17 protein-coding genes are annotated in these 22,747 nt (G+C 71.3%); 6 read left to right on the top strand and 11 right to left on the bottom strand.

Features of this window, described 5'->3' with window-relative positions; translation table 11 throughout:
• Window positions 1-58 precede the first annotated feature (58 nt).
• Both QP939_RS29395 and QP939_RS29390 read left to right on the top strand, forming a co-directional pair.
• Complete coding sequence (locus QP939_RS29395; protein ID WP_285449432.1) at window positions 59-1,315, top strand: bifunctional glycosyltransferase family 2/GtrA family protein; 1,257 nt, start codon at window positions 59-61, stop codon at window positions 1,313-1,315.
• A complete protein-coding gene (locus QP939_RS29390; RefSeq protein ID WP_285449431.1) occupies window positions 1,315-3,165 on the top strand; it encodes an ArnT family glycosyltransferase in 1,851 nt (616 codons plus the stop codon). Before QP939_RS29395 ends, QP939_RS29390 begins: the two co-directional genes overlap by 1 nt.
• Before the next feature lie 36 nt (window positions 3,166-3,201).
• On the opposite strand, the gene QP939_RS29385 is transcribed toward QP939_RS29390, so the two are convergent.
• Both QP939_RS29385 and QP939_RS29380 read right to left on the bottom strand, forming a co-directional pair.
• Window positions 3,202-3,630 carry a nuclear transport factor 2 family protein gene (locus tag QP939_RS29385; protein WP_285449430.1) on the bottom strand — a complete coding sequence of 143 codons (429 nt, stop codon included), beginning with the start codon at window positions 3,628-3,630 and terminating at the stop codon, window positions 3,202-3,204.
• Between the two features lie 10 nt (window positions 3,631-3,640).
• Entirely contained in the window at window positions 3,641-4,915 is a 1,275-nt protein-coding gene (locus tag QP939_RS29380; protein WP_285459667.1) for an IS701 family transposase, read from the bottom strand.
• A gap of 230 nt (window positions 4,916-5,145) precedes the next feature.
• Between QP939_RS29380 and QP939_RS29375 the strand changes: the two genes are divergently transcribed.
• The 3 genes from QP939_RS29375 to QP939_RS29365 all read left to right on the top strand — a co-directional run bounded on the left by QP939_RS29375 (window position 5,146) and on the right by QP939_RS29365 (window position 9,500).
• Window positions 5,146-5,850, top strand: a complete 705-nt coding sequence (locus QP939_RS29375) for a PP2C family protein-serine/threonine phosphatase (RefSeq protein WP_285449429.1) — start codon at window positions 5,146-5,148, stop codon at window positions 5,848-5,850.
• Window positions 5,851-5,968: 118 nt separating this feature from the next.
• Window positions 5,969-7,942, top strand: coding sequence for a hypothetical protein (locus tag QP939_RS29370; RefSeq protein WP_285449428.1), 1,974 nt, complete (start codon window positions 5,969-5,971; stop codon window positions 7,940-7,942).
• A gap of 19 nt (window positions 7,943-7,961) precedes the next feature.
• Window positions 7,962-9,500, top strand: a complete 1,539-nt coding sequence (locus QP939_RS29365) for an ABC transporter substrate-binding protein (RefSeq protein ID WP_285449427.1) — start codon at window positions 7,962-7,964, stop codon at window positions 9,498-9,500.
• On the opposite strand, the gene QP939_RS29360 is transcribed toward QP939_RS29365, so the two are convergent.
• From QP939_RS29360 to QP939_RS29320, 9 genes are all read right to left on the bottom strand, one after another.
• Window positions 9,486-9,968 (bottom strand): DUF2127 domain-containing protein, encoded by a 483-nt coding sequence (locus QP939_RS29360; protein WP_285449426.1) that lies wholly within the window; start codon window positions 9,966-9,968, stop codon window positions 9,486-9,488. The two genes, QP939_RS29365 and QP939_RS29360, sit on opposite strands and share 15 nt — an antisense overlap.
• 26 nt (window positions 9,969-9,994) lie before the next feature.
• Window positions 9,995-10,444 carry a hypothetical protein gene (locus tag QP939_RS29355; protein ID WP_285449425.1) on the bottom strand — a complete coding sequence of 150 codons (450 nt, stop codon included), beginning with the start codon at window positions 10,442-10,444 and terminating at the stop codon, window positions 9,995-9,997.
• On the bottom strand, window positions 10,405-10,599 hold the full coding sequence (locus QP939_RS29350) for an HC3 family zinc finger protein (protein ID WP_285449424.1): 195 nt from the start codon (window positions 10,597-10,599) through the stop codon (window positions 10,405-10,407). Before QP939_RS29350 ends, QP939_RS29355 begins: the two co-directional genes overlap by 40 nt.
• Before the next feature lie 95 nt (window positions 10,600-10,694).
• On the bottom strand, window positions 10,695-13,043 hold the full coding sequence (locus QP939_RS29345) for a GH92 family glycosyl hydrolase (protein WP_285449423.1): 2,349 nt from the start codon (window positions 13,041-13,043) through the stop codon (window positions 10,695-10,697).
• 179 nt (window positions 13,044-13,222) lie between these two features.
• Entirely contained in the window at window positions 13,223-14,176 is a 954-nt protein-coding gene (locus QP939_RS29340) for a hypothetical protein (RefSeq protein ID WP_434219582.1), read from the bottom strand.
• A gap of 204 nt (window positions 14,177-14,380) precedes the next feature.
• Complete coding sequence (locus QP939_RS29335; RefSeq protein ID WP_285449422.1) at window positions 14,381-15,838, bottom strand: amidohydrolase; 1,458 nt, start codon at window positions 15,836-15,838, stop codon at window positions 14,381-14,383.
• Window positions 15,839-16,091: 253 nt separating this feature from the next.
• Complete coding sequence (locus tag QP939_RS29330; RefSeq protein ID WP_285449421.1) at window positions 16,092-17,654, bottom strand: ABC transporter permease; 1,563 nt, start codon at window positions 17,652-17,654, stop codon at window positions 16,092-16,094.
• Window positions 17,651-18,559 (bottom strand): ABC transporter ATP-binding protein, encoded by a 909-nt coding sequence (locus tag QP939_RS29325; RefSeq protein ID WP_285449420.1) that lies wholly within the window; start codon window positions 18,557-18,559, stop codon window positions 17,651-17,653. Before QP939_RS29325 ends, QP939_RS29330 begins: the two co-directional genes overlap by 4 nt.
• Before the next feature lie 2 nt (window positions 18,560-18,561).
• Complete coding sequence (locus QP939_RS29320) at window positions 18,562-19,179, bottom strand: TetR/AcrR family transcriptional regulator (protein WP_285449419.1); 618 nt, start codon at window positions 19,177-19,179, stop codon at window positions 18,562-18,564.
• A gap of 330 nt (window positions 19,180-19,509) precedes the next feature.
• On the opposite strand from QP939_RS29320, the gene QP939_RS29315 reads away from it, so the two are divergent.
• Window positions 19,510-22,743 carry a S8 family serine peptidase gene (locus QP939_RS29315; RefSeq protein ID WP_285449418.1) on the top strand — a complete coding sequence of 1,078 codons (3,234 nt, stop codon included), beginning with the start codon at window positions 19,510-19,512 and terminating at the stop codon, window positions 22,741-22,743.
• Window positions 22,744-22,747: the final 4 nt, after the last annotated feature.

Below are 22,747 nucleotides of genomic sequence, written 5' to 3'. Positions count from 1 at the left end.
AGGAAGCGCACAGGGCGATCACACCGTCGCCAAAGCGGGGCCCGCGACCGTAGTACGCATGACAGCCACCGCCTCCGCAGCACGGCCCGGGACCGTCCCGGTCGACCTCGCCGGCCCGCGGCCCGTCCTCGACGTCGTCATCCCCGTCTACAACGAAGAGGCCGATCTCGAACCGTGCATCCGCCGGCTGCACGCCCACCTGGCCGCCCACGTCTCCTACCCGTACCGGATCACCGTCGCCGACAACGCCAGCACCGACTCGACGCTGCGGGTGGCCGAACGGCTCGCCCGTGAATTCCCCGAGGTCGCCGTCCGCCACCTCGACGAGAAAGGCCGCGGCCGTGCGCTCAACGCCGTCTGGCTCGCCTCCGACGCCGCCGTCCTCGCCTACATGGACGTCGACCTCTCCACCGATCTCGCCGCGCTCGGGCCGCTCGTCGCTCCGCTTCTCTCCGGGCACTCCGATCTCGCCATCGGCAGCAGGCTCGCCCGGGGGGCGCGAGTCGTGCGGGGCCCCAAGCGCGAGTTCATCTCCCGGTGCTACAACCTGATCCTCCGCTCGACCCTCGCCGCGAAGTTCAGCGACGCCCAGTGCGGCTTCAAGGCCATCCGCGCCGACGTCGCCCGGGAACTGCTGCCGCACGTCGAGGACACCGGCTGGTTCTTCGACACCGAGCTGCTCGTGCTCGCCCAGCGCGCCGGGCTGCGGATCCACGAGGTGCCCGTCGACTGGGTCGACGACCCCGACTCGTCGGTCAACATCGTCAAGACCGCCACCGAAGACCTCAAGGGCATCGCCCGCGTCACGAAGGCCACCTTCACCGGCGAAATCCCGGTCAGCAGGCTGCGCGAGCAGCTCGGCCGCCAGCCGATCGGGGTCGACGCGCCGGGCGTGCCGCCGCGGCTCGTCACGCAGCTCGTGCGCTTCGCCGCCATCGGGGTCAGCAGCACCCTCGCCTACCTCGTGCTCTTCCTCTTGCTGCGGACCGTCGTCGGTGCGCAGGCGGCGAACTTCACCGCGCTGCTGGTGACCGCCGTCGGGAACACCGCGCTGAACCGGCGGCTCACCTTCGGCATCCGCGGGCGCACCGGCGCCGGGCGCCACCAGTTCGAAGGGCTGATCGTGTTCGGCCTCGGCCTGGCCCTGACCAGCGGCTCGCTGGCCCTGCTCAACGGATCCACCACCCCCGGCCTCGTCCTGGAGATCACCGTGCTCGTGCTGGCGAACCTCGCCGCCACGGTGCTCCGGTTCCTGCTGCTGCGCGGCTGGGTGTTCAACCCGCGCCGCCAGGCCGCCACCCAGAAGGAGTACTGATGACCGCCGTCCTGTCCGACCCGGTGACGCGGGAACCGCGCCACCGCAAGGAATCCGCGCCGCACGCGCCGCCGCGCTGGGTGCGCCCGGCCGTGTTCGGGCTGCTGGCCGCGACCGCCGTGCTCTACTTCTGGAACCTCACCGCCTCCGGCTACGGCAACTCGTTCTACGCCGCCGCCGTGCAGTCCGGGACGCAGGACTGGAAAGCGTGGCTGTTCGGGTCGCTCGACTCCGGCAACGTGCTCACCGTCGACAAGCCGCCCGCCGCGCTGTGGGTCGCGACGGCGTTCGCGCGGATCTTCGGCTTCTCCAGCTTCACCGTGCTCGCCCCGCAGGCGCTGATGGGCGTCGCGTCCGTCGGAATCCTCTACCTGACGGTGAAACGGACGTCCGGCCCGGTCGCCGGGCTCATGGCGGGCGCACTGCTGGCCGTGACGCCGGTCGCCGCGCTGATGTTCCGGTTCAACAACCCGGACGCGCTGCTCGTCGTCCTCATGGTCGCCGGCGCCTACTTCGTGGTGCGCGCAACGGAAAAAGCCAGCCCCAAGTGGCTCGCGCTGGCCGGTGTGGCGATCGGGTTCGGCTTCCTGACGAAGATGATGCAGTCCTTCCTGGTGCTGCCCGCGTTCGGCCTGGCGTACCTGCTCGCGGCGCCGACGTCGCCGGGCAAACGGCTGCTGCACCTCGGCGGCGCGGTCGTGGCACTGGTCGTCTCGGCGGGCTGGTACATCGCGCTGGTCGACCTGTGGCCGACGGCGTCGCGGCCCTACATCGGCGGGTCCGAAGGGGACAGTCTGCTCGAACTCGCCTTGGGCTACAACGGGTTGTCGCGGATCTTCGGCGGCGGTGAGGGCGGCGGCCCCGGCGGGGGCATGGGCGGCGGCAACACCGGCTTCGGCGGCTCGTCCGGCCTGTTCCGGATGTTCGGCTCGAGCTTCGGCACGGAGATCTCGTGGCTGCTGCCCGCCGCGCTGATCGGGCTGGTCGCCGGGCTGTGGTTCACCCGCCACGCGCCGCGCACCGACCGGACGCGCCTGGCGCTGGTCCTGTGGGGTGGCTGGCTGGTCGTGACGGCGCTGGTGTTCAGCTACATGAGCGGCATCGTCCACCCGTACTACTCGGTGGCGCTGGCCCCGGCCATCGCCGCGCTGGTCGCGATTTCGGGCCGCGCGCTGTGGCAGGGCCGGGCGAACCTCGGCCCGCGGGCGACGCTGGCCGGGATGGTCGTGGCGACGGCGGTGTGGTCGTTCATCCTGCTCGACCGCACGCCGGACTGGTTCCCGGCGCTGCGCTGGATCGTCGCGGTGCTCGGCGTCCTCGTCGGCACGGTGCTGGTGATGGGCGTGCCCACGGCGCGCAAGGCGGTCGCGGTCGTCGCGACGGCGGTGGTCCTGACCATCGGGGTGTCGTCCGCGGCCTACGGCGTCGAGACGGCGTCGGTCGCCCACAGCGGCTCGATCCCGACCTCGGGACCGACGTCGAGCGCGATGGGCGGCGGCATGGGCGGCGGTCCCGGCGGCGAGGAGTCGTCGTCGAGTGCGATCGGCGAGCTGCTGGCGAAGACGACGACGAAGTGGGCCGCGGCGACGACGGGCTCGCAGAACGCGGCCTCACTGGAGCTGGCCAGCGGCAAGGCCGTGATCGGCATCGGCGGCTGGAGCGGCTCCGACCCGGCCCCCACGCTGGACGAGTTCAAGGCGTACGTCGCGGCGGGCGAGATCCAGTACTACATCGACGGCGGCCGCGGCGGCGGTCCCGCCGGCGGCTCGTCGGAGATCACCGCGTGGGTGACGGCGAACTTCACCGCCACCACCGTCGACGGCCAGACCGTCTACGACTTGCGGACCTGACCGGCACCGCGAACGGGCCGTGGGCGGGAATCCCGCTCACGGCCTTTTCGCGCGCAGGTGGTGGCTGACGTCGCCGACGAGGTCGACCGTCGCGCGGCGTTCCGTGAAGCGCCACCGCCCGTCCCGCTTGGCGAACCGGTCCGCGTACCGGCCCGCCGCGATCGTCTGCAGCGGGAGCCCCGGCACGGCCTGCAGCACCGTGAAATACGCCCGCGAAGTGGCCGTGTCCCCGGTCACGTCGAGCGCGACGTTCGTCGTCACGTGCTTGGTGCGCGGGGTGCCGTCCGCGTAGACGATCACCGTGTCGCGCAGCATCCCCGAGACGCCCGAAGCGCCGCTCACCACGCCGCCGCTGCCCACGAACTCGCCCTCGGCGAACAGTTCGCCGACGCCGTCGAAATCGCCCGCGTCCACCAGCGCGGCGTAGGAGAAGATGAGGTTTTCGATCGCCCGGTAGTCGTCCACGAGGTCGATCCTAGTACTCCAGCTGTAGTTCGTGATCGGGTGCTGGGTTTTCGTGTCGTCGCTGGTAGTGGCTTTGCCGGGCGTGATGTTGGTGTCGTCGGCGCCAGGTGGACCAGGCCAGGATGTCGGCGACGCGGCGGGCTGGCTTGAGGATGAGCTGGGCGTAGAGGTGCCTGATCTCGTTGCGTGTCAACGGGATCAGGCCCTCATGCGGTTTTGTGTGGCGGGCATGGGCGGCGGCGATGGCGAGGAAGGCGTGGGCCAGCATGACCAGCGTGGTCCAGCGATACCAGGAGGTCCAGGTGCGGACCTGGTGCTCGTCCAGGCCGGTGAGTTCTTTGCCGGTCTGGAAGGTTTCCTCGATCGTCCAGCGACGCCCGGCAACGCGGGCGAGCTTGGCCAGCGAGACGCGGCGGGGGCTGTAACAGCGGTAGAACGCAGTCTCCCCGGTGCGCCGGTTGCGGCGCATCAGGATCCAGTGATAACCGGTGGTGCCCGCGGGGTGCAGCCGGATGCGGGCCCACAGGTAGTAGCGCCGGCCTTTCGCGCCCGCTCCGGCGGAGAGCTTCTGCCAGGCCCGTTTCGGCAGCGCGGCCGCCCGCTCATCAGCTCGCACGCTCTGCCTGCCGGGCCCGGGAATGCGATGGTCGCAGGCCACGGCCAGCACATAGGCCTGTCCGCGTTGTTCGAGCGGATCACGCAGGCCGGCAGCGTCTTTGCCGTAAGCCTCGTCCCCGGTCACCCACCCCACCCGCACGCCCGCGTCCAGCGCCCGGGTGATCATGGCCAACGCGAGCCGGGATTTCGTGGTGAACCGGGTCCCGGCGGGCACTCCGGCCCGGTCCCGGCGCCGGGGGTCCTCGGCCCAGCTTTCAGGCAGGTAGAGCTCACGGTCGATGAACGTATGCCCGGCCGGGGTGGAATACGTCAGGAACACCGACATCTGCGAGTTCTCGATCCGGCCCGCCGTGCCCGTGTACTGCCGCTGGACTCCGACCGACTCGGTGCCCTTCTTCAGGTCGCCGGTCTCGTCGATGACCAGCATCGCATCCTGATCACCCAGCTGCTCGACCACGACCTCGCGCAGGTCGTCACGAACCCCGTCCACGTCCCAGCTCGCGCGCGAGAGCAGGTTCTGCATCCCATGCGGGGTCGTGTCCCCGACAGCCTCGGCGATGGTCCAGCAGTTCACCCGAACCAGCCCGGCCAGCAGCCCCTGCACGAACCGCCCCGCGCGGCGACGCGACTCCACCCGCGCGAACCGGTGCCCCACCCGCACGAACATCTCACCCAGCAGCGACTGCCACCCCGCAGGGTCTACGCTGGCAGCCGCGGCCACCACATGATCTTGAGTTGTCTTCACAAACACCATGATCACGTGGTGGCCGCACCCATCTCACCGGCCCCCTCCAGCAAGATCACGAACTACAGCTGGAGTACTAGGCACGGGAAAATCTCAGACGGCCCACAGGTTCGGCGCGGATCATGGAGGTCAGAGGGGACGAGGAGGCCGCGATGATCACGACACGTCCGGGTTACCCGCGCTGGCACACCGCGAGCGCCCAGGGGCCGCGCTCGCTCAACGCCGACGCCGTCGGCGCCTACGCCGCGGCCGGTGGTCCCGGCATCGCGTTCGCCCTCGCCGACGGCGTCGGCGACGATCCCGCCGCCGCCCGTGCCGCGCGCACCGCCGCCGCGGCCGCCGCTCGCACGCCCGTCCACAAAGGACCGGTCGAGGCGGTGCTCGCCGCGCGGCAAGCGGTTCGCGAGCTGGGCGCCGGGGACGCCGTGCTCGTCGTCGCGATGCCCGCCGAGACCGGCGGTTACCGCATCGCCTGGGTCGGCGACGCCCGCGCGTACGCCTGGGACGGCACCACCCTGACCCGCCTGACGACCGACCACACGCTCGCCGAGTACTTCCGCGCCCGCCACCAGCCGGTGACCCCGCGGATGGAGCACGTCGTCACCACCAGCGTCCGCACCACCGAGCCGCACGAGATCGGCACGGCCGAGACCACCAGCGCGGGCCTGCTCCTGACCAGCGACGGCGTCCACAAGCCGCTGACCGGCAGCGGGATCCGCGCCGTGCTGGCCCGGGGCGGCGCCGCCGAGCTCGTCGAAGCCGCGCTCGCCCGCGGCGGATCGGACAACGCGACCGCCATCTACGTCGAACCCCTGGAGGCCGACGTCACGACGGTGCGATTTCCCGTCGCCGCGTGAGCCGGGGCCGGGGTGACAAATCCCGGTCAACCGGACGCTCTTCGTAGCCCGATCCATCACCGTGTGTTTAGCCTGGTGACCCGACGTGTTCGCGGTTCACCTGGGGGAATGCACACCGATGGTCGAAACGGATCACTCCGGGTCCGTCCTGCTGACCCGGCGCCTGCTCTGGAACGGCGTCGCCGGCAAGCCGCCGCGCCGCCAGCCCGTGGTGCTCCTGCTCGGGCCCGTCGGCTCCGGCAAGTCGCACGCGCTCGGGGAGATCGCCGACGACCTCGGCTGGGGTGTGGTGCACGCCGCCTTCGCCTTCGCCGGTGACGAACCGAGCCCGGTCGACGTCCTGATCAGGCTGGCCTACAGCCTCTCCCGCAAGTGGCGGCACCGGGCGCGGCCCCGGTTCCTGCGCTTCACCGTCGCATTGATCGCCGTCGGCGCCGAGCTCAGCACCACCGACCGCGAACGGGACAAGGACACCCTGCGCCGCCTGCTCGTCGAGTTCAAGCGCAGCCGCTGGTCCGGCCGGCTCGACCCGCTGGTGCGCGTGCTCGTCAAGACCGCCGTGCCCGCCCCGTTCGGGGACGCGTTCGCCGCCGAGGTCCCGGCGCTGATCCAGGCCGTCCGGCCGCGCCTGGGCCAGGTCCTGCGCTCGCTGACGGAGTTCGACCGGTTCCGCGGCGGCGACGCGCTCGACGCGCTGGTCGACCTCAACTGGCTGGCCCGCGGGCGCGAGCCGGACCCCGACGGCGTCACCGCGTGGCTGACCGAGGCGTTCCTCGCCGACGTCCGGGAGAACCACCGCCGGATGTCCGCGCCGGAGCGACACAGCCCGTGCGACTGCGAGAACCCCGGGAAGAGGCCTCACGTGCACAACTGGGTGGTGCTCCTCGACGACGTCGACCACCCGGGCGGGCTCGCGTTCCTCAAGGCGCTGACGGCCGCCCGGCAGTCCTACCGGCGGCGGCACGGCGACCGCGGCACCGGCGACCCGCTGCTGGTGGTGGCGACCAGCGGGAAGTGGGACGGCGAGTGGGAACGCGAGCTCCGCCGCGCGTGGCGGCCGCCGTGGCAGCCGGGCGGGACGGCGGCCCAGGTCGTCCCCACCTGCCGGGACGCCTCCTACGACGACTGGGCCGCGCACCCGGAACACCCCGGCCACTACCCCGTCCTGCTCGAACCCCTGGAGGTCGAGCAGGTCGCCGGCATCCTCGGGCGCGACGTCCCCCGCGCGACGGCCGCGTTCGTCCACCGCGCCACCGGCGGCCTGCCGCGCGCCGTGCGGGAACTGGCCCGGACGCTCGGCGACGCCCCGGTCCGCGCCGGGGCCAGGGACGAACTCGGCACGACCGGCCCCGATCCGTGGCGCACCTGGCTCACCGGGCTCAACCTGTCCACTGTGGACACCGACGCGCTCGTGACGGCCGCGCCGTTCGCCACCGCGCCGTGGCTGGTGCCGCTGCCCGAACACGGGCTCGTCGGCCAGCCGCACGTCGGCCCGATCCTGACCGAGCTGCGGGCGTCCCTGTGGGTGAACGCGTCCGGCAGCGGCGGCACCCCCGACCAGGTCACGCTGCACCCCTGGCTCGCGGGCAACCTCGTGTCGGCGCTGGCCCGGCGGGACGACCTGGACGGCCCGACCTACGCCGCGCAGTTCAAGGCGCTGCTCGACGCGCCCGGCGCCGACGACGTCCGCCGCGCGTACTGCCGGCTCGCCCTCGGTGACTTCCCCGCCGTGGTGGACCTGTTCGAACGGGACTTCCCGCGGCTGCCGCACCGCGAATGGATCGACCGGCTCACCGTCGTCGTGCACGCCCCCGACGACCAGCCGCTCGACGAGGACTACGAACGGCTCTACGGCAAGCTCGTCGACGCCGACGTCGCGCGGAAACCCGACGGGCGCACGGAGATCCGCAACAACCTCGCCCGGCTGGTCGCGGCGAGCTGGCTCAGCGCGAACCCGTTCGCGGTGCGCGGCCCGGACCAGAACCACGACATCGGCACCGCGCTGACCGCCCTGTCCTCGAAGTCGCAGCGTTCGGACACCAAGGCCCTCGACGACACCGCCCACCTCGCCCACCGCGGCCTCTGGCCCTGACGCGCCGGAACGGAAACCGATGCCCCGCACCGCGTTGCTCGACCGCTTCCCCTCGCGAACCCGGCCCGCCGGGCCGCCCGTCCGGCCGCGGAACCTGCTTCACCGCCACTGGGTCGCCGTGACGCTCGTCGTCCTGCTCGTGCTCGCGGGCGTGCTCTGGCTGACCCGGCCGTGGCAGAGCTGCGGCGACGGCCTGACCTCGGCGGGCGATGTCTGCGTCGGGCTGAACCTCGAGTCCGGCACCCTGCGCGCCGACGATCCCCTGGCGGACCTCGAGCAGCTCATCGCCGACCGCAACGCACGCGCCGGCGACACCTTCAAGACCATCGTGGTGCTCGACAACCTGACGCCGGACCCGGACGTCGACAGCACGCCGATCGACTTCACCCGGCACGTCGTCCAGGGCGCCATCGCCGCGGCCTGGCCGCACCCGGACACCACCGGCGTCAAGCTGCTGCTGGCGAACTTCGGCACCAACGCCGAACACTGGCGGGACGCGGTCGAGCGGATCGTCGAATCCGCCGAAAGCCTGCACATCGCCGCCGTGACCGGCCTCGGCACCAGCCTGGAGAACGTCCGCCGCGCGATCGCCGAGCTGGGGAGCCACGGCATCGTCACGATCGGCTCGACGGTGACCGCCGACGACCTGAACCTCGGCCCCGACGGCAAGCCGGTCAAAACCTTCTTCCGGGTCGGGCCGACGAACAGCGACGAGGCCCAGGCCGCGGTCAACTACATCGCCAAGCTGCCGAAGCGGCGCACGATGCTCGTCGCCGACGTCAACGAGGCCGACACCTACGCCGGCACCCTCGCGAAGGCGTTCACCGAGCAGCAGCTGGTGCCGATCCAGTTCACGAAGAAGTACGACTCGCTGGAAGGCCAGCTGACCGGCACCAGCCGCGACGCCTACCTCCAGAAGCTGTTCCGCGGCATGCACTCCGACATCTGCACCGCCCAGCCGGACGTCATCTACTTCGCCGGCCGCGGCGTCGACCTCGGTTCGTTCGTCCACGCGCTTTCGAACGACGGCGCGTGCCAAGGGCTCCGGTCGGTCACGGTGCTCTCCGGCGACGACGCGGCGACGCTCGTCGGCTCGAAGCTGCCGCTGGACGGCGACATCGCCGTCACGCCGCTCTACACCGCGCTCGCCTACCCGGACCAGTGGAAGATGTTCACCGGCCACGACGCGGCGCTGACCTACCAGCAGAACTACACGGACTTCCTCAACGCGTTCACCGGCACGCACGAGTTCGCGGCGGCCGACCTGTCCGACGGGGCGGCGATGATCGAGCACGACGCCGTCGCCACCGCGGTGAAGGCCGCCGAGGAGGACCCGGCGGGCAGCCCGAGGTCGGTGACGAACTTCGTCGCGAGCATCGACTGCAACTCCGCGGTCGGCGGCGCCACCGGCTTCATCGCGTTCGGCCAGGACAGCGGCAACCAGATCGACAAGGTGCTGCCGATCCTGCGGATCCAGGCCGACGGGACGACCGGCCCGGTCGACCTCGTGTGGTCGCGCGGGCGGCCGCTCGACACGTCGCCCTCATGCGCTTCGTGACCGCTTCAGCTGCCGGTACTCCCGCAGCACGAGGACGATGATCACGACGTCGAGCGCGGCGAAGAACGGCAACGCGATCGAGTGGGTGTGCACCGCGCGGAAGATCTCGTAGACGACGAACGCGGCGAGGATGACAGCCGCCACCGGGTAGGCGCGGACGATCTTGCGGGCCAACGCCCAGACGAGACCCAGCTTGATCAGCCCGTGGGCGAGCAGGTACGCGACGGCGAAGGTCTTCGTGTCGCCGTGGAGGAAGTTCTCCGTCGCCGACTCGAGGTGGCGCGCCAGCGTGCCCGACGGGTCGCCGAGGAAGTCGCGGGTGATCACCGCGTGGGTGAACCCGCTGACGGCCGCCGCCGGCACGAACGCGAGGACGAGCGCCCCGACGACCTGCAGGGCGCCGTCGAGGCCCTTGAGCGCGATCGCGACCCGGAAGAACTTCTCGGTCGCCGTGGTGGTTTCCGCCATGCCCCCAGCTCAGCACGAACGGGGGATCAGCGCACGTGGAGGCACTTTTCGCACCGTTCGTGCCGCGCTGTCCGGCCGCCGGGGTCGGTCCCGTAGAACGGGAAGCACGCGGCCCCGCAGACGGCCAGGAAGATCGGCCCGCACCGGAGGGGGTGCGGGCCGACCTGGTGGGCGACGGCGAGCGCGCGCCGCCGTGCGCCCGCTTCGGGGAGCCAGCCGTGGCTCGGCAGGGTGGCGCGGACCCGCGCGTCCAGTTCGTCGGCGCGCATGACGAGGTCCGCGCCGAGGTCGGTGAGCCGCTCCCCCAGGTCACGCAGGACGTCGGGCCGCGGCGCATCCTCGTCGACGGTCCGCGCGAGCCAGGCCAGGTCCTGGGCGAGCGAGCCGTGCAGGTCGCGGATGCGGTCGAGCAGCCGCTGGTCCCGCCCGGCCCCGGTCAGCACCGCGCCAGCCACGCCGTCGCGCAGTCGGCGCACGTGGGATCGAACCAGTGCCCGCCGAGCTGCGGAACATCCCGCACGGCGACGGTCACCTCTTCGCCGCACAGGGTCACGAACCGTTCTTCCGGACGCGGCGGGAAGGGCCCGTCGAGCGCGTGGCGCTTCCCCTCCGCCTGCTGCCACCTCAACATGACACCAGTGAATCCGTCCCACGCGGCTGACACCAAGACGGTGGCCGGGTGACGGTCTCCCCCGCCTTCGCCGGGCCGGGGAGACCGTCACAGGGTCACATCGCGGGCGGCGCCGCCTTGGTGCCCCACGCTGTCGGCGCGTCACTCAGCGAGAACCGGATCTTGCCCGCGCGCAGCAGGTCCGCGTGCGAGATCCAGCTGCGGTCGTAGACACGCTGTCCGATTCGGACGTCCTTCGTGTACTGCAGCTTCGACGCGCTCGCGCCGGGCGCCTCGATCTCGATCTCGCGGCCGCCGGCGGGCCGGATCTCGACCTTCTCGAACATCGGCGTGCTGAGCAGGTACGTCCCCGAGCCGGGCTGGGCTTCGAAGACCCCCGTCATGCCGAAGACCAGCCACGACGAGATCGTGCCGAGGTCGTCGTTGCCCGGCATGCCGTAGGGCGTGTCGGTGAACAGCGTCCGCGCCGCGCGCAGCACGGCCGACGTCTTCCACGGCGCGCCCGTCCAGCTGTACATCCAGGGCGCGTGCAGGTCGGGTTCGTTGTTCGGGTTGAAGGCGAAGTTGTTGTGGTAGTCGTACGCGCCGTGGACCCACGAGTCCTTGGCCGCCTTCGCCGGGTCGGCGAGCAGCAGCGGCGTGTCGAAGAAGGTGTCGAGCCGCTGCTCCGCCCGCGCGGGGCCGCCCATCAGGCCGAACAGCTTCGCGGTGTCCTGCTGGGCGAGCCACTGGTACTGCCACGGCGTGCCCTCGTGGAACCCGGTCGACTGCGCGGGGTCGGGGTTGCCGACGCCGGTGCCGTCCGCGGCCTTCGTGCGCGGGAACCCGGTGAAGCCGTGCGATTCCACGCTCGTGTCCCACAGCTTGGCGAAGTTGCCGCAGCGGTCCTCGAGCGTCTTCGCCTTGTCGCCGTAGCCGAGCCCTTGCGCCATTGTGGACAGTGCACAGTCGGCGAGGGCGTATTCGAGGGTCGCCGAGCCCGCCTGGCGGGTGTCGCCGTAGGTGTAGCCCGGCAGGTCCTGGTAGCCGATCCAGCCGTTCTTCACGTACGTCGGGTTGCCGTCGCGGCCGCGGAAGATCGACTGGTCCGCCGGCACCTCGTTGGCGTTGCGCCACAAGGCGTCGAAGAGCTGCCGGGCGGTCTGGTCGTCGAGGAGGCCGCGGCGGTAGTTGTCGACCACCCACGGCGTGACGGGGTCACCGCTCATCACGTTCGTCTCGCCGCCCGCGAGCGCCCAGCGCGGGACCCAGCCGCCGTCCTGGTAGATCTTGAGGATCGACTTGGTCATGTCCGCGGCCTTGTCCGGGTGCAGGAGCGCGACGAGCTGGTTCTGCGACCGGTAGGTGTCCCACAGCGAGAACATCTGATAATACATATCGCGGCTGCGGTGCACCTGGTCGTCGAAGCCGCGGTACGAGCCGTCCACATCGGACCCGACGGACGGGTGCAGCAGCGACCGGTAGAGCGCGCTGTAGTAGGTCCGCTGGTCGGCAGTGGTCCCGCCGGCGACGCGCATACGGTTCAGCTCGTCTTCCCAGGTGTCGTGAGCGGCTTTGCGCGCCTTGTCGAAGGACTTGGGCTGCTCGGCGGTCCGGTTCAGCCGGGCGCCGTCGATGGAGGTGTACGAGAGGCCGACGGAGGCGCCGACCTGGTTCCGGCTCGTGTCGAAGGTGAGCCAGGCGCCGGTGCGCTGGGTGCCGAGCTTGGCGTCGCGCTGGTTGGCGGTCAGCTTGCTGTCGGTCCAGGTGCCAAAGCTGCTGAACTTGCGATCGAACTTCGCGCTGAAGAAGACCTTGTAGCGCTCCTTCTGCGTTTCCCAGCAGAAGTTCCCGCCCTGCAGCCAGCCTTCGACGGTGTCGTCGCCGACGACGTGGACGTCCCCGGCGTAGGTGTAGCCGTTGCTCTCGCCAACCTCGATGAGGACGTTCTCGCTGGTGGCGCCGTCCGGGAAGGTGTAGCGGTGCTGGCCGGTGCGCTGGGTGGCGGTCAGCTCGGCGTCGATGCCGTTGTCGAGCTTGACGCCGTAGTAGCCGGGCTGCCGGGTTTCGTTGGCGTGGCTGAACTTGGCACCGTACTGGGCGGGATCACTGCTGGTGACGGCGCCGGTGGTGGGCATGAACCGGAAGTTGCCCATCGTCTGGCAGCCGACGCCGGAGAGATGGGTGTGGCTGAAGCCGAGGGTGGTGTCCTGCGCGTAGTCGTAGGACGCGTACTTCTTGAGCTGGGTGTCCGGGCTGAGCTGGACCATCCCGAAGGGGGTGGTGGCGCCCGGGAAGGTGGTGCCGTCCCCGTTGTTGCCGATCGAGGTGTCGACGAGGGTGGTGGGGTCTTTGGCGAACCCGGCCTCAGTTCCGGCTTGGCTTCCGGCTTCTGCGGGGGTGGCCAGTGCCATGGCGGTGGCACCGGCGAGCAGGGTGGCAAGGACGCGCGTCCGCGTTCTCATCCGTTTCCTCCTGACAACGTTGTCAAATGCACGGTGGGATCTTTTCCGTTGTCCACCGGACAAATCAACCCCCGCCGCAGGACAAAGGCGCCCCAATGTGGCCTTCGGTGCGTCTGACGCACCCAAGGCGGCCTTCGGTGCGTCAGACGCAACCAAGGCCGCCTTGGGGCGCTCGGGGCTCAGGGGCGACACGTCACCGGAGGTCTCGGACGAGCGCACGCCGTCGCGTACGTGTCGCGAAGCTCGGTGATCACCTTGCCCGGTTCGGTCCGGAGCCTCATCGGAAGCGTCTGCAGGCAGATGATCCCGGCAGCCGAGTATCGCGCGTTGCGGGCCAACGTCGCCGCGAAGTGGTCACCGTCCTCGTGGTAACTGCGCGAGTCGATCTCCCACGCGAACGCGACGTCTTCACACCAGGCGTCAGGCTTCGAGATGTAGCCGCCCTCCCGATCGAAGACGCTGACGTTCCACTCGGCCGCGGGCAGGCCCGAAAGCTTCCAGATCTCCCATGCGTCCGCTTCGGCGACCGACTCGGCACCGCCCAACAACGCTTGGAGCGCTCGCCGGGGAAGGGCGGATCCGCGCTGGCTACCCCGACTCAGCTCACGATCCAGCTGCTCGGGCGTGCACCTCTTCCGTTGCACTGCTTCCGCGAGCATCGCTTGCACAGCGTCGAAGTCGCGGATGCGCCGCGCACCGTCGAGCACCGCGCGGTGCACGGGCGCGACCGGCAGGCCGTCCCGCGTCAGGGCGGTCGGCAGCCGGGTCGTGCGCTCGACGAGGGCGAACCCCGAGCTCGTGACCTCTCGTTCGTGCGGCACGAGCAGGTGGACATCGTCCGGCTCGGGCAGTTGTCGCAAGCCGTGGCGACGCAGTGCCCAAAGGCCCGTGATCATGGAACGCTCGCCGCCGCGCAAGAGCCCGGCTCTCAGCCGTTGTTCGTCGGTCGGGTCCGCGGGTCGCAAGAGGATGACGCCCGGCAGCAGCCGACGCCATGGGCCGCCGGGCAGGCACCGGCGGTAGATGCTGCTGCGGGGCATGCCGATCTCTTCGAGTTCGGACACGCGCACGACGTCCGGGTTGTCGGGGTGGCCGGTGACGAGTGGGTGCTTGGCCCAGGTTGCTCGGTACATGCGCCGATGATGATCACCAGGTCCGACAGAAATACGACGCGGCAAGCCGCGAACGGTCGATTCCGGTCACTTCCGGCCGAAATCCCCCGTTCGCGTGACCGCAGCCCGAGCGCCCCAAGGCGGCCTTGGTTGCGTGAGACGCACCCAAGGCGGCCTTCGGTGCGTCAGACGCAACCAAGGCCACATTGGGGCGTTCGGGGCCGGTCAGATCTGGTGAGTCACGTGGCCGCCGAGGATCGTCGCCGTTACCGGGAGCGTCCTCAGGTCCGACGGCGACAACACCGATGGGTCCGCCGCCGTCACCATCAAGTCCGCCACGTCCCCCACCGCCACCCCGCGACGTCCGCCCGACGCCGCGGCCAACGCGTCCTCAAGCGGGATCGCCTGCTCCGGGTGCCATGGCGGCCGGTCGTCGTCCGTGCGGGACACCGCCGATGCGATCCCGTCCCACGGGTCCAGCGGGGCCACCGGTGCGTCCGAGCCGAACTCCAAGCGGGCGCCCGACTCCAGCAGCGACCGGTACGGGAACGCCCGGCCGGTGCGGCCGTGCCAGTGGCGGTCCGCGACGTCGCGGTCGTCCGGCTGGTGGGCCGGCTGGACCGCCGCGATCACGCCCAGCGCCGCGAACCGGGGGATGTCCGACGGCGCCAGCAGCTGCGCGTGCTCGATCCGGCCCGGGCAGCCGACCTCCTCGAACGCGTCCAGCGCGATCGTGTTCGCGTGGTCGCCGATCGCGTGGACCGCCGGGACCAGCCCGTGGTCGAAAGCCCGGCGCATCAACGGAACCAGCTCCGACGGCGGCAGCTCCAGCAACCCCGGCGAATCGCCACCCGGGTACGGGTCGTGGCAGTACGCCGTGCGCGTGTTCAGCGACCCGTCCACGAACAGCTTGAACGGGCCGACCGTCAGGAGCCCGCCCGAGTCCGGCAGGACGTCGCCCGTGCGGTGGCCGCGCTCGATCGTCTGGTCCAGCAGGTAGCGGGCGATCACGCACGAAACGCGGGTCTTGGGGGTGCCGTGAGCGAGACGCCGCGTCCAGTCCGCCACCGTGTCCGCGTACTCGTAGTCGACGATCTCCGTCACGCCCCGCGCGGCCGCCGCGGAAACCGCTTCCGCCACCCACTGGTCCTGGACGTCGACCGCCGCCGTCGGGAGCTGGGCCGTCGCGCTCATGCAGTCGTTTTCCAGCAGGACGCCCGTCGGGTGGTCGCGGCCGATCAGCTTCAGCGCCGCCGGGCTCAGCCACAGCGTGTGCAGGTCCGCGCTGAACAACGCCACCGCCCGGCCCGGCAGCGCCCGCTGCAGCAGCTCCTTGTGCGGCCGGTCCGGCCACAGCCCGTCGCGGAAACCCGCGCCCACGACCAGTTCCGTCTGCGGCGCCGGCGTCGCCAGCAGGTGCGCCAGGAGCAGCTCGACCGCCTGCCCCGCCGACCGCGCCGCCTCCAGCGGGATCCGGCGGCGGAACGTCGCCCACTGCACGACGTGGACGTGCGCGTCGACCAGCCCCGGCAGCAGCGTGCCCCCGTGCCCGTCCACGACCCGCGCCGCGAAGCCCGCCGAACCCGGCTCGGTGATCGCCGTGACGCGGCCGTCGTTCACCCGGACGTCCGCGAGCTCGCCGCCGAGCCCCGGCCGCACGCGGCGCAGCAGTAGATCGTCCATGCGGACACCTTGCCAGCATCGCCCCGTCCGGGTGAAGCACGGCTTGAGATGCGGAATATCGGGGTACTTCCGTAGCGTTGTCACCATTGGCAGCCGTCGCCCGCCGAAGGGTCAGGGCCGGTCCATGGGCGCCGCCTTCACAAGCCGCGCAGGGTTCGACTCCCTCGGTTGCCGCTCGAGCTGAAGGGGACTTTGCTCGCATGAGATGCGAGGAAAGTCCCCTTCAGCGCATGAGACGAGAGCAACGTCCCCTTCAGCCCACCGGCAGGTCACGGCGTCGCAGCGCCGCCAGGCCGCCCGCTCCGGCGACCACCGCGATCAGCGCCAGCCACAGGACCGGCGCCACCGTGAACGTCCCGCCCGGCAGCCGCGCGAGGTGCTGGAACGGTGAGATCCCCAGTACCACGTCGTTCCAGCGCAACGCCGTCCCCACGAGCGACAGCAGCAGGAACCCGCCGAGCAGCCCCCACGCCGCCGCCGCGAACCGCGGGAAGAACCCGATCAACGCCGCCGCCAGCCCGGCCAGCACCCACACCGCCGGGAGCTGCGCCAGCGCCGCCGGGACGAGCGAAGCGCCGCTCCCGTACGCCGCGCCCGTCGCCAGTCCCGTGACCGCCAGCAGGAACGCCGACCCCAGCACCGCGAACGCCAGGTGCCCGGCCGCCCAGCCGACGCGGCCCACCGCCGTCGCCAGCACCGGTTCCGCCCGGCCACCCGCTTCTTCCGCGCGCAGCTTCAGCGTCGCCTGCACCGCGTAGCCCGCCGCCGCGAGGCCGAACAACGTCATCGTCCCGGCCAGGTACGCGTCCGTCACCGCGCCCCCGCCACCCATCCGGGAGAAGATCTCCCCGACGGCCTGGTTGTCCCGCATCATCTCCGCGACGTTCTGCGCGACCCCGCCCATCAGCAGGCCGACGAGCGCCAGGCAGACGGTCCAGACCACCAGCGTCCCCCGCTGCAGCCGCCAGGCCAGCGCCAACGGCGAGCGCAGCGACGCCTTCGCCGTCGCCCGGCCCAGTCGCGCCGGGAGCAGGGCCGCGCCGAGGTCCCGGCGAGCCGACAACGCGACCGCCAAGGCCACCAGCAAGCCGGTCGCGACGACGCCCACGGCGAGCACCCACCACTGTTCCCCGGCGAACGGCCGCATCCGGTGCGCCCAGCCGATCGGCGACAGCCACGCGAGCCAGCCCGCCGAGCCGCTGCTGTCCCCGGCCGCGCGCAGCAGGAACGCCAGCACCAGCGCGCCGATCCCGACACCCCGCGCGCCGCTCGCTCCCCATGTGAGCTGCGCGGCGACCGCGCCGACCCCGGCGAAGACCCAGCCCGTCAAGGCGAACCCGCCGCCCAGCGCGAACGCTCCCGCCGCGGGGACACCTTGCGCGGCAACGCCGAGCCCGACGACCAACCCGTACATCAGGCACGCGCCGCAGGTGGCGAGCACCGCGGCCGCCAGCCCGGCGTGCCGCCCGACGACGGTCGCGCCGGTCAGCTCGCGGCGGCCCGCTTCCTCCTCGGTCCGCGTGTGCCGCACGACGGTCAGCAGCGCGATCAGCCCGACGACCACCGGCACGAACCCGCACTGCCACGCGAGGAGGTTCCCGAGCGACGAGCCGTACAGCGGCCCGTTGCGGACGACGAACGTCGCGCTCGACGCATTGAGGTCGTAGAAGTGCTGCCGGGCCGCGGCATCCGGGTACGCCGCCTTGATCGACGACAGGTACCCGACCGGGGCGAGCGCGAGGCAGACGATCCACAACGGCATGAGCAGCCGGTCGCGGCGCAGCACCAGCCGCAGCAGCGAGCCCGTCCCGGTCATCGCGCCGCTCCGACCGGCTCGTCGCGCTGGTAGTGGCGCAGGAACAGCTCCTCGAGCGTCGGCGGCCGGCTCACCAGGCTCCGCAGCCCGGCCCCGGCGAGGTGGCGCATGACATCGTCCAAAGCGGACTGGTCGACGGACAGGTGGACGTGCGAGCCGTACGAGCTGACGTCGTGCACGCCCGGCAGCGAGGCCAGATCATCGGGCATGCGCGCGAGCGAGGCGTCGATGGTGATCCGGCCGAGGTGACGCAGCTCGTCCAAGGTGCCCGACTCGACGGTGCGCCCGGCCCGGATGATCGTGACGCGGTCGCACAGCGCCTCGACCTCGGACAGGATGTGCGAGGACAGCAGCACGGTCCGGTCGCCGCGCTCCCGCTCCTCCGCGACGACCTGCCGGAAGACCTCCTCCATCAGCGGGTCGAGCCCGGACGTCGGCTCGTCGAGGATCAGCAGCTCCACATCGGACGCGAGCGCGGCGACCAGCGCGACCTTCTGCCGGTTGCCCTTAGAGTACGTCCGGCCCTTCTTGCGCGGGTCGAGGTCGAACCGCTCGACCAGTTCGGCGCGCCGGGCGGTGTCCAGCCCGCCGCGCAGGCGCCCGAGCAGGTCGATGACCTCGCCGCCGGTCAGGTTGGGCCACAGCGTGACGTCGCCGGGGACGTACGCGAGCCGCTTGTGCAGCTCGGTGGCGTCGGTCCAGGGGTCGCCACCGAGCAGGGTGGCGCGGCCGCCGTCGGCGCGCATCAGCCCGAGCAGGACGCGGATCGTGGTGGTCTTGCCGGCGCCGTTCGGTCCGAGGAAGCCGTGCACCTCGCCGGTGTGGACGGTCAGGTCGAGCCCGTCGAGGGCTTTCGTCCGGCCGAACGCCTTGGTGAGGCCGTCCGCGGTGATCGCTTCGGCCATCGTCATCCCTTCCGTTCGTAGGCGGCCAGCGCTTCGCGGGCCTTGTCGAGCTGTTCGGAGTCGCCGAGCGGGTTCAGGAACAGGTGCCCGGCGGCCAGGGTCATGCGCAGCATCGCCTCGTGCGTGCCCGGCTCCTCGCCGAGCGCGCGGGCGACGTGGTCCTGCAGGATCATCAGCCCGCCGGTCATCGCGGCGAGCGCGGCGGCGACGCCCCGCGGGTCGGGCATCTCCATGCCTTGCTCCCGGAAGTAGCGTTCGGTGCCGTCGACGATTTCGACGAACTGAGCCGCGGCGGCTTCGGAGCCGTCGACCATCGCGCGGCCCAGGTACCGGCGGAACAGCAGCTGGCGGGCGTCGAAGGTCGGGAGGAACCCCGGATCGGCGACGCCCTTGGCCAGCACTTCTTCTTTGAACTTCAGGAGTTCGTCGAAGACGTAGGTGTCGCAGGCCTCGCGGAGGCCGTCCTTGGAACCGAAGTGGTGGCGGATCAGGCCGCCGGAGACGCCGGCCGCCTTGGCGATGTCGAGGATCGACGTCTTCTCCATGCCGCGCTCGGTGAAGAGGCGGATGGCGGCGTCCCGGATCCGGGCCCGCGCGGTGAGGTCTGCTTCGCTACTCATGACGTCCTATACGTGCGTGTAGTCGACTACACGTAAATGTAGCCCGCTACACGCGCGTATAGCAAGGACTGAGGGGCGGCGGACCCGGGCGTCTTGAATGACTCATTCAAGTCTTGGGAGGTCCTGAATGAGTCATTCAAGACAGGCAGCCGGCAGCCGAGGCGGCACTTTCACGTGAAAGTGCCGCTTCCCGTTGCCGCCTAACCGCCGAGCCGGTTAGGCCATTCGGCTCGCAACCAATTGCGGTCGATGGGCTAACTGTCTGATTGCTGACGAAGATCTCACCATGTGTACTTCTGGGCACGCATCACCTCAGGAAGGGTCCTTTCAGTGACACAGCACAGATCGCGCTGGAGACGGCGGGCCGGGATCACCGTCCTCGCCACCGCTCTCGGCGCCTCCGTCCTCGGCGTGGCCGTCCCCGTGGCGTCCGCCCAGCAAGCCCCGCCGACCACCGGCGCGGCCGACGGCAAGACCCTCGACGAGCACGACCGCGCCCTCGTCGCCGAGGCCGAAAAAGCCGGGAAACCGGACGTCACGCTGCTGATCGCGGCCGAGAAGGGCCAGACCGGCGCCGCCGTGAACGAGCTCAAGGCGCTCGGCGGGGTCGTCCAGTCCACCGACGCCAAGCTCGACTACGTCAAGGTCAGCGTCCCGACGGACAAGGCCGAAAAGGCCGCGAAGCTCAAGTCGGTGAACGCCGTCGACGTCGACGGTCTCGTCGTGCGCGACGACCCCAAGCCCGAGGGCGCCACCACCCCGCTGCCGCAGCCGGCCCCGGGCAAGGACACCCCGCGCGTCAACCCGTACCTGCCGACCGGCGACACCTACGCCGCGCAGTTCGGCCAGGTCCTGCCCAACTGGGACGGCAAGGACACGACCGTCGCGGTGCTCGACTCCGGCGTCGACCTCGACTCCCCCGCGCTGGCCACCACCAGCCACGGCGAACGCAAGATCGTCGACTGGTACAACGCCAACGCCACCAACTCCGGCGACGGCACCTGGGTCAAGCAGTCGACCCAGACCTACACCGGCGCCTTCAGCGCCAACGGCAAGAGCTGGACGGCCCCGGCCACCGGCGGCCCGTACACCTTCGGCGTCTTCGGCGAGACCGCGGGCGACCTCGGTGCCGCGGACAGCGAGACCGGCGGTGACGTCAACCGCGACGGCGACCGCGCCGACTCCTGGGGCGTGCTGCTCGACACCGCGACCAAGGAGGTCCGGGTCGACCTCAACGGCAACGGCGACTTCACCGACGAGAAGCCGATGACCGACTACGCCAAGAAGTACGACGTCGGCTTCTTCGGCACCGACAACCCCGCGACCGATATCGCCGAGCGGATGGCCTTCGTGGTCCAGACCGACAAGGCGGGCTACGTCGGCATCGGCATCGCCGGCGCCGAGCACGGTTCGCACGTCGCGGGCATCGCCACCGGCAACGACCTGTTCGGCGGCAAGATGGACGGCGCGGCGCCCGGCGCGAAGGTCCTGGCGGTCAAGGTCTGCCTCACCAGCAGCTCCTGCACCTCCTCCGGCCTGATCGACGGGGTCGTCTACGCCGCCAGCCACGGCGCCGACGTCATCAACATCTCGATCGGCGGCCTGCCGGCGCTCAACGACGGCAACAACGCCCGCGCGGAGCTCTACAACCGCACGATCGCCGAGTACAACGTCCAGATCTTCATCTCGGCCGGCAACAGCGGCGCCGGGGCGAACACCGTCGGCGACCCGTCGGTGGCCACGGACGCGATCTCGGTCGGCTCGTACATCACGAAGGAGACCTGGCTGTCGAACTACGGTTCGGTGACCCGGAACCCCGAGTCGATGCACCCGTTCTCTTCGCGCGGCCCGCGTGAGGACGGCGGCTTCAAGCCGGACATCATCGCCCCGGGCGCGGCCATCGCCACCGTCCCGCGCTGGGAGGCGCCCGGCCCCGTGCCCGGCACCTACGCCCTGCCCGCCGGTTACGCGATGCTGCAGGGCACGTCGATGGCGGCGCCGCAGGCGACCGGCGCGGCGGCGCTGCTGGTGAGCGCGTACAAGGCGACGCACAACGGGCAGCGGCCGCCGGTGGCGCAGCTGCGGGCGGCGATCAAGTCGACCGCGCGGTTCGTGCCGGGCATCGGCGCGTACGCCCAGGGCGCGGGCCTGTTCAACGTGCCCGCCGCGTTCGTCGCCCTGTCGCTCAACCCGAAGCCGGACGCCGTCTCGACGGCGGTCGAGGTGCACACCGTCCAATCCGGACAGCTGGCGACGCCGAACACCGGCGTCGGCATCCACGACCGCGAGGGCGTGACCACGGGCAAGGCCTACACCCGGACCTACACGATCACCCGCACCACGGGTTCGGCGCACCCGGTGCCGTACTTCGTGCGGTGGACCGGCAACGACGGCACCTTCGCGTCGGCGTCCACAGTGGTCCTGCCGCTGAACACGCCGGTGAAGTTCGACGTCAAGGTCAACCCGAAGAGCGCGGGCGTCCACTCGGCACTGCTGTACCTGGACAACCCGCTCACCGTCGGCATCGACGTGCAGACCCTGAACACGGTCTTCGCGCCGCAGGAGTTCACCGCCGACAAGGGCTTCAAGGTCGACGTGGCCGGCCAGGCCGCCCGCAACCAGGCGACCAGCTACTTCGTGCGGGTGCCGCAGGGCGCCAGCGCGCTGAAGGTGGACCTGGACGCCGGCGGCGGCGCCCCGGGCAAGGGCCAGGTGCGGTTCCTGCGCTACGACCCGACCGGGGTGCCGGCCGAGGCCAGCACGTCGACGACGTACTGCTACCTCCCCGACGCGGGCGCGGGCTGCCCCGGCGGCACGCCGACCAGCCGGACCATCGCCAACCCGCTGCCGGGCGTGTGGGAGATCGTCGTCGAGGCGCGCCGGACGTCCGATGTGGACAACGCGCCGTTCAAGCTGTCGGCTTCGGTGCTGGGCACGGCGATCTCGCCGAACCCGGACACCATCGCCTCGGCCACGCTGAACACGCCGATCGCGCGGTCCTACACCGTGCAGAACTCCCTCGGCGCGTTCACCGGCAAGCTGACCGGCGCTGCGCTCGGCAGCGCGAAGACGCAGCGGCCGTCGATCGCGGAAGGCGCGCAGCAGCAGTACCAGATCCCGGTGACGGCGGGCTCGACCTCGCTGACCGTCACGATCGGCAAGCCGTCCGACGGCGGCGCCGACCTGGACCTGGTGCTGTACAACTGCTCGACCGGGTCCTGCGTGCAGGCGGCGGTCAGCGCGGACGGTGACTCGGAAGAGTCGGTGACCGTGGCCAACCCGGCCGCGGGCACGTGGGTCGCGCTGGTCGACGGGTACGCGGTGCCCAGCGGCACCACCGAATACGACTACCTCGACGTGTTCACCAACCCGGGTCTCGGTTCGGTCGCGGTGACCGACACCGACGCGGTGCGGGCGTCGGGCAGCTCGTGGACGGTGCCGGGCACGGTGACGGTCACGACCGCGCCGTCGGCGGGCCGGACCCTGCGCGGTCAGCTGACCGTGCGGACCGACACCGGGGTCACGGTCGGTTCCTCGCTGGTGCTGATCAACGCGGTGAGCTAGTCCC

This window comes from Amycolatopsis nalaikhensis, from assembly GCF_030264295.1.
In the GTDB taxonomy this organism is placed as follows: domain Bacteria; phylum Actinomycetota; class Actinomycetes; order Mycobacteriales; family Pseudonocardiaceae; genus Amycolatopsis; species Amycolatopsis nalaikhensis.
This window is presented reverse-complemented; position numbering and strand designations above follow the sequence as displayed.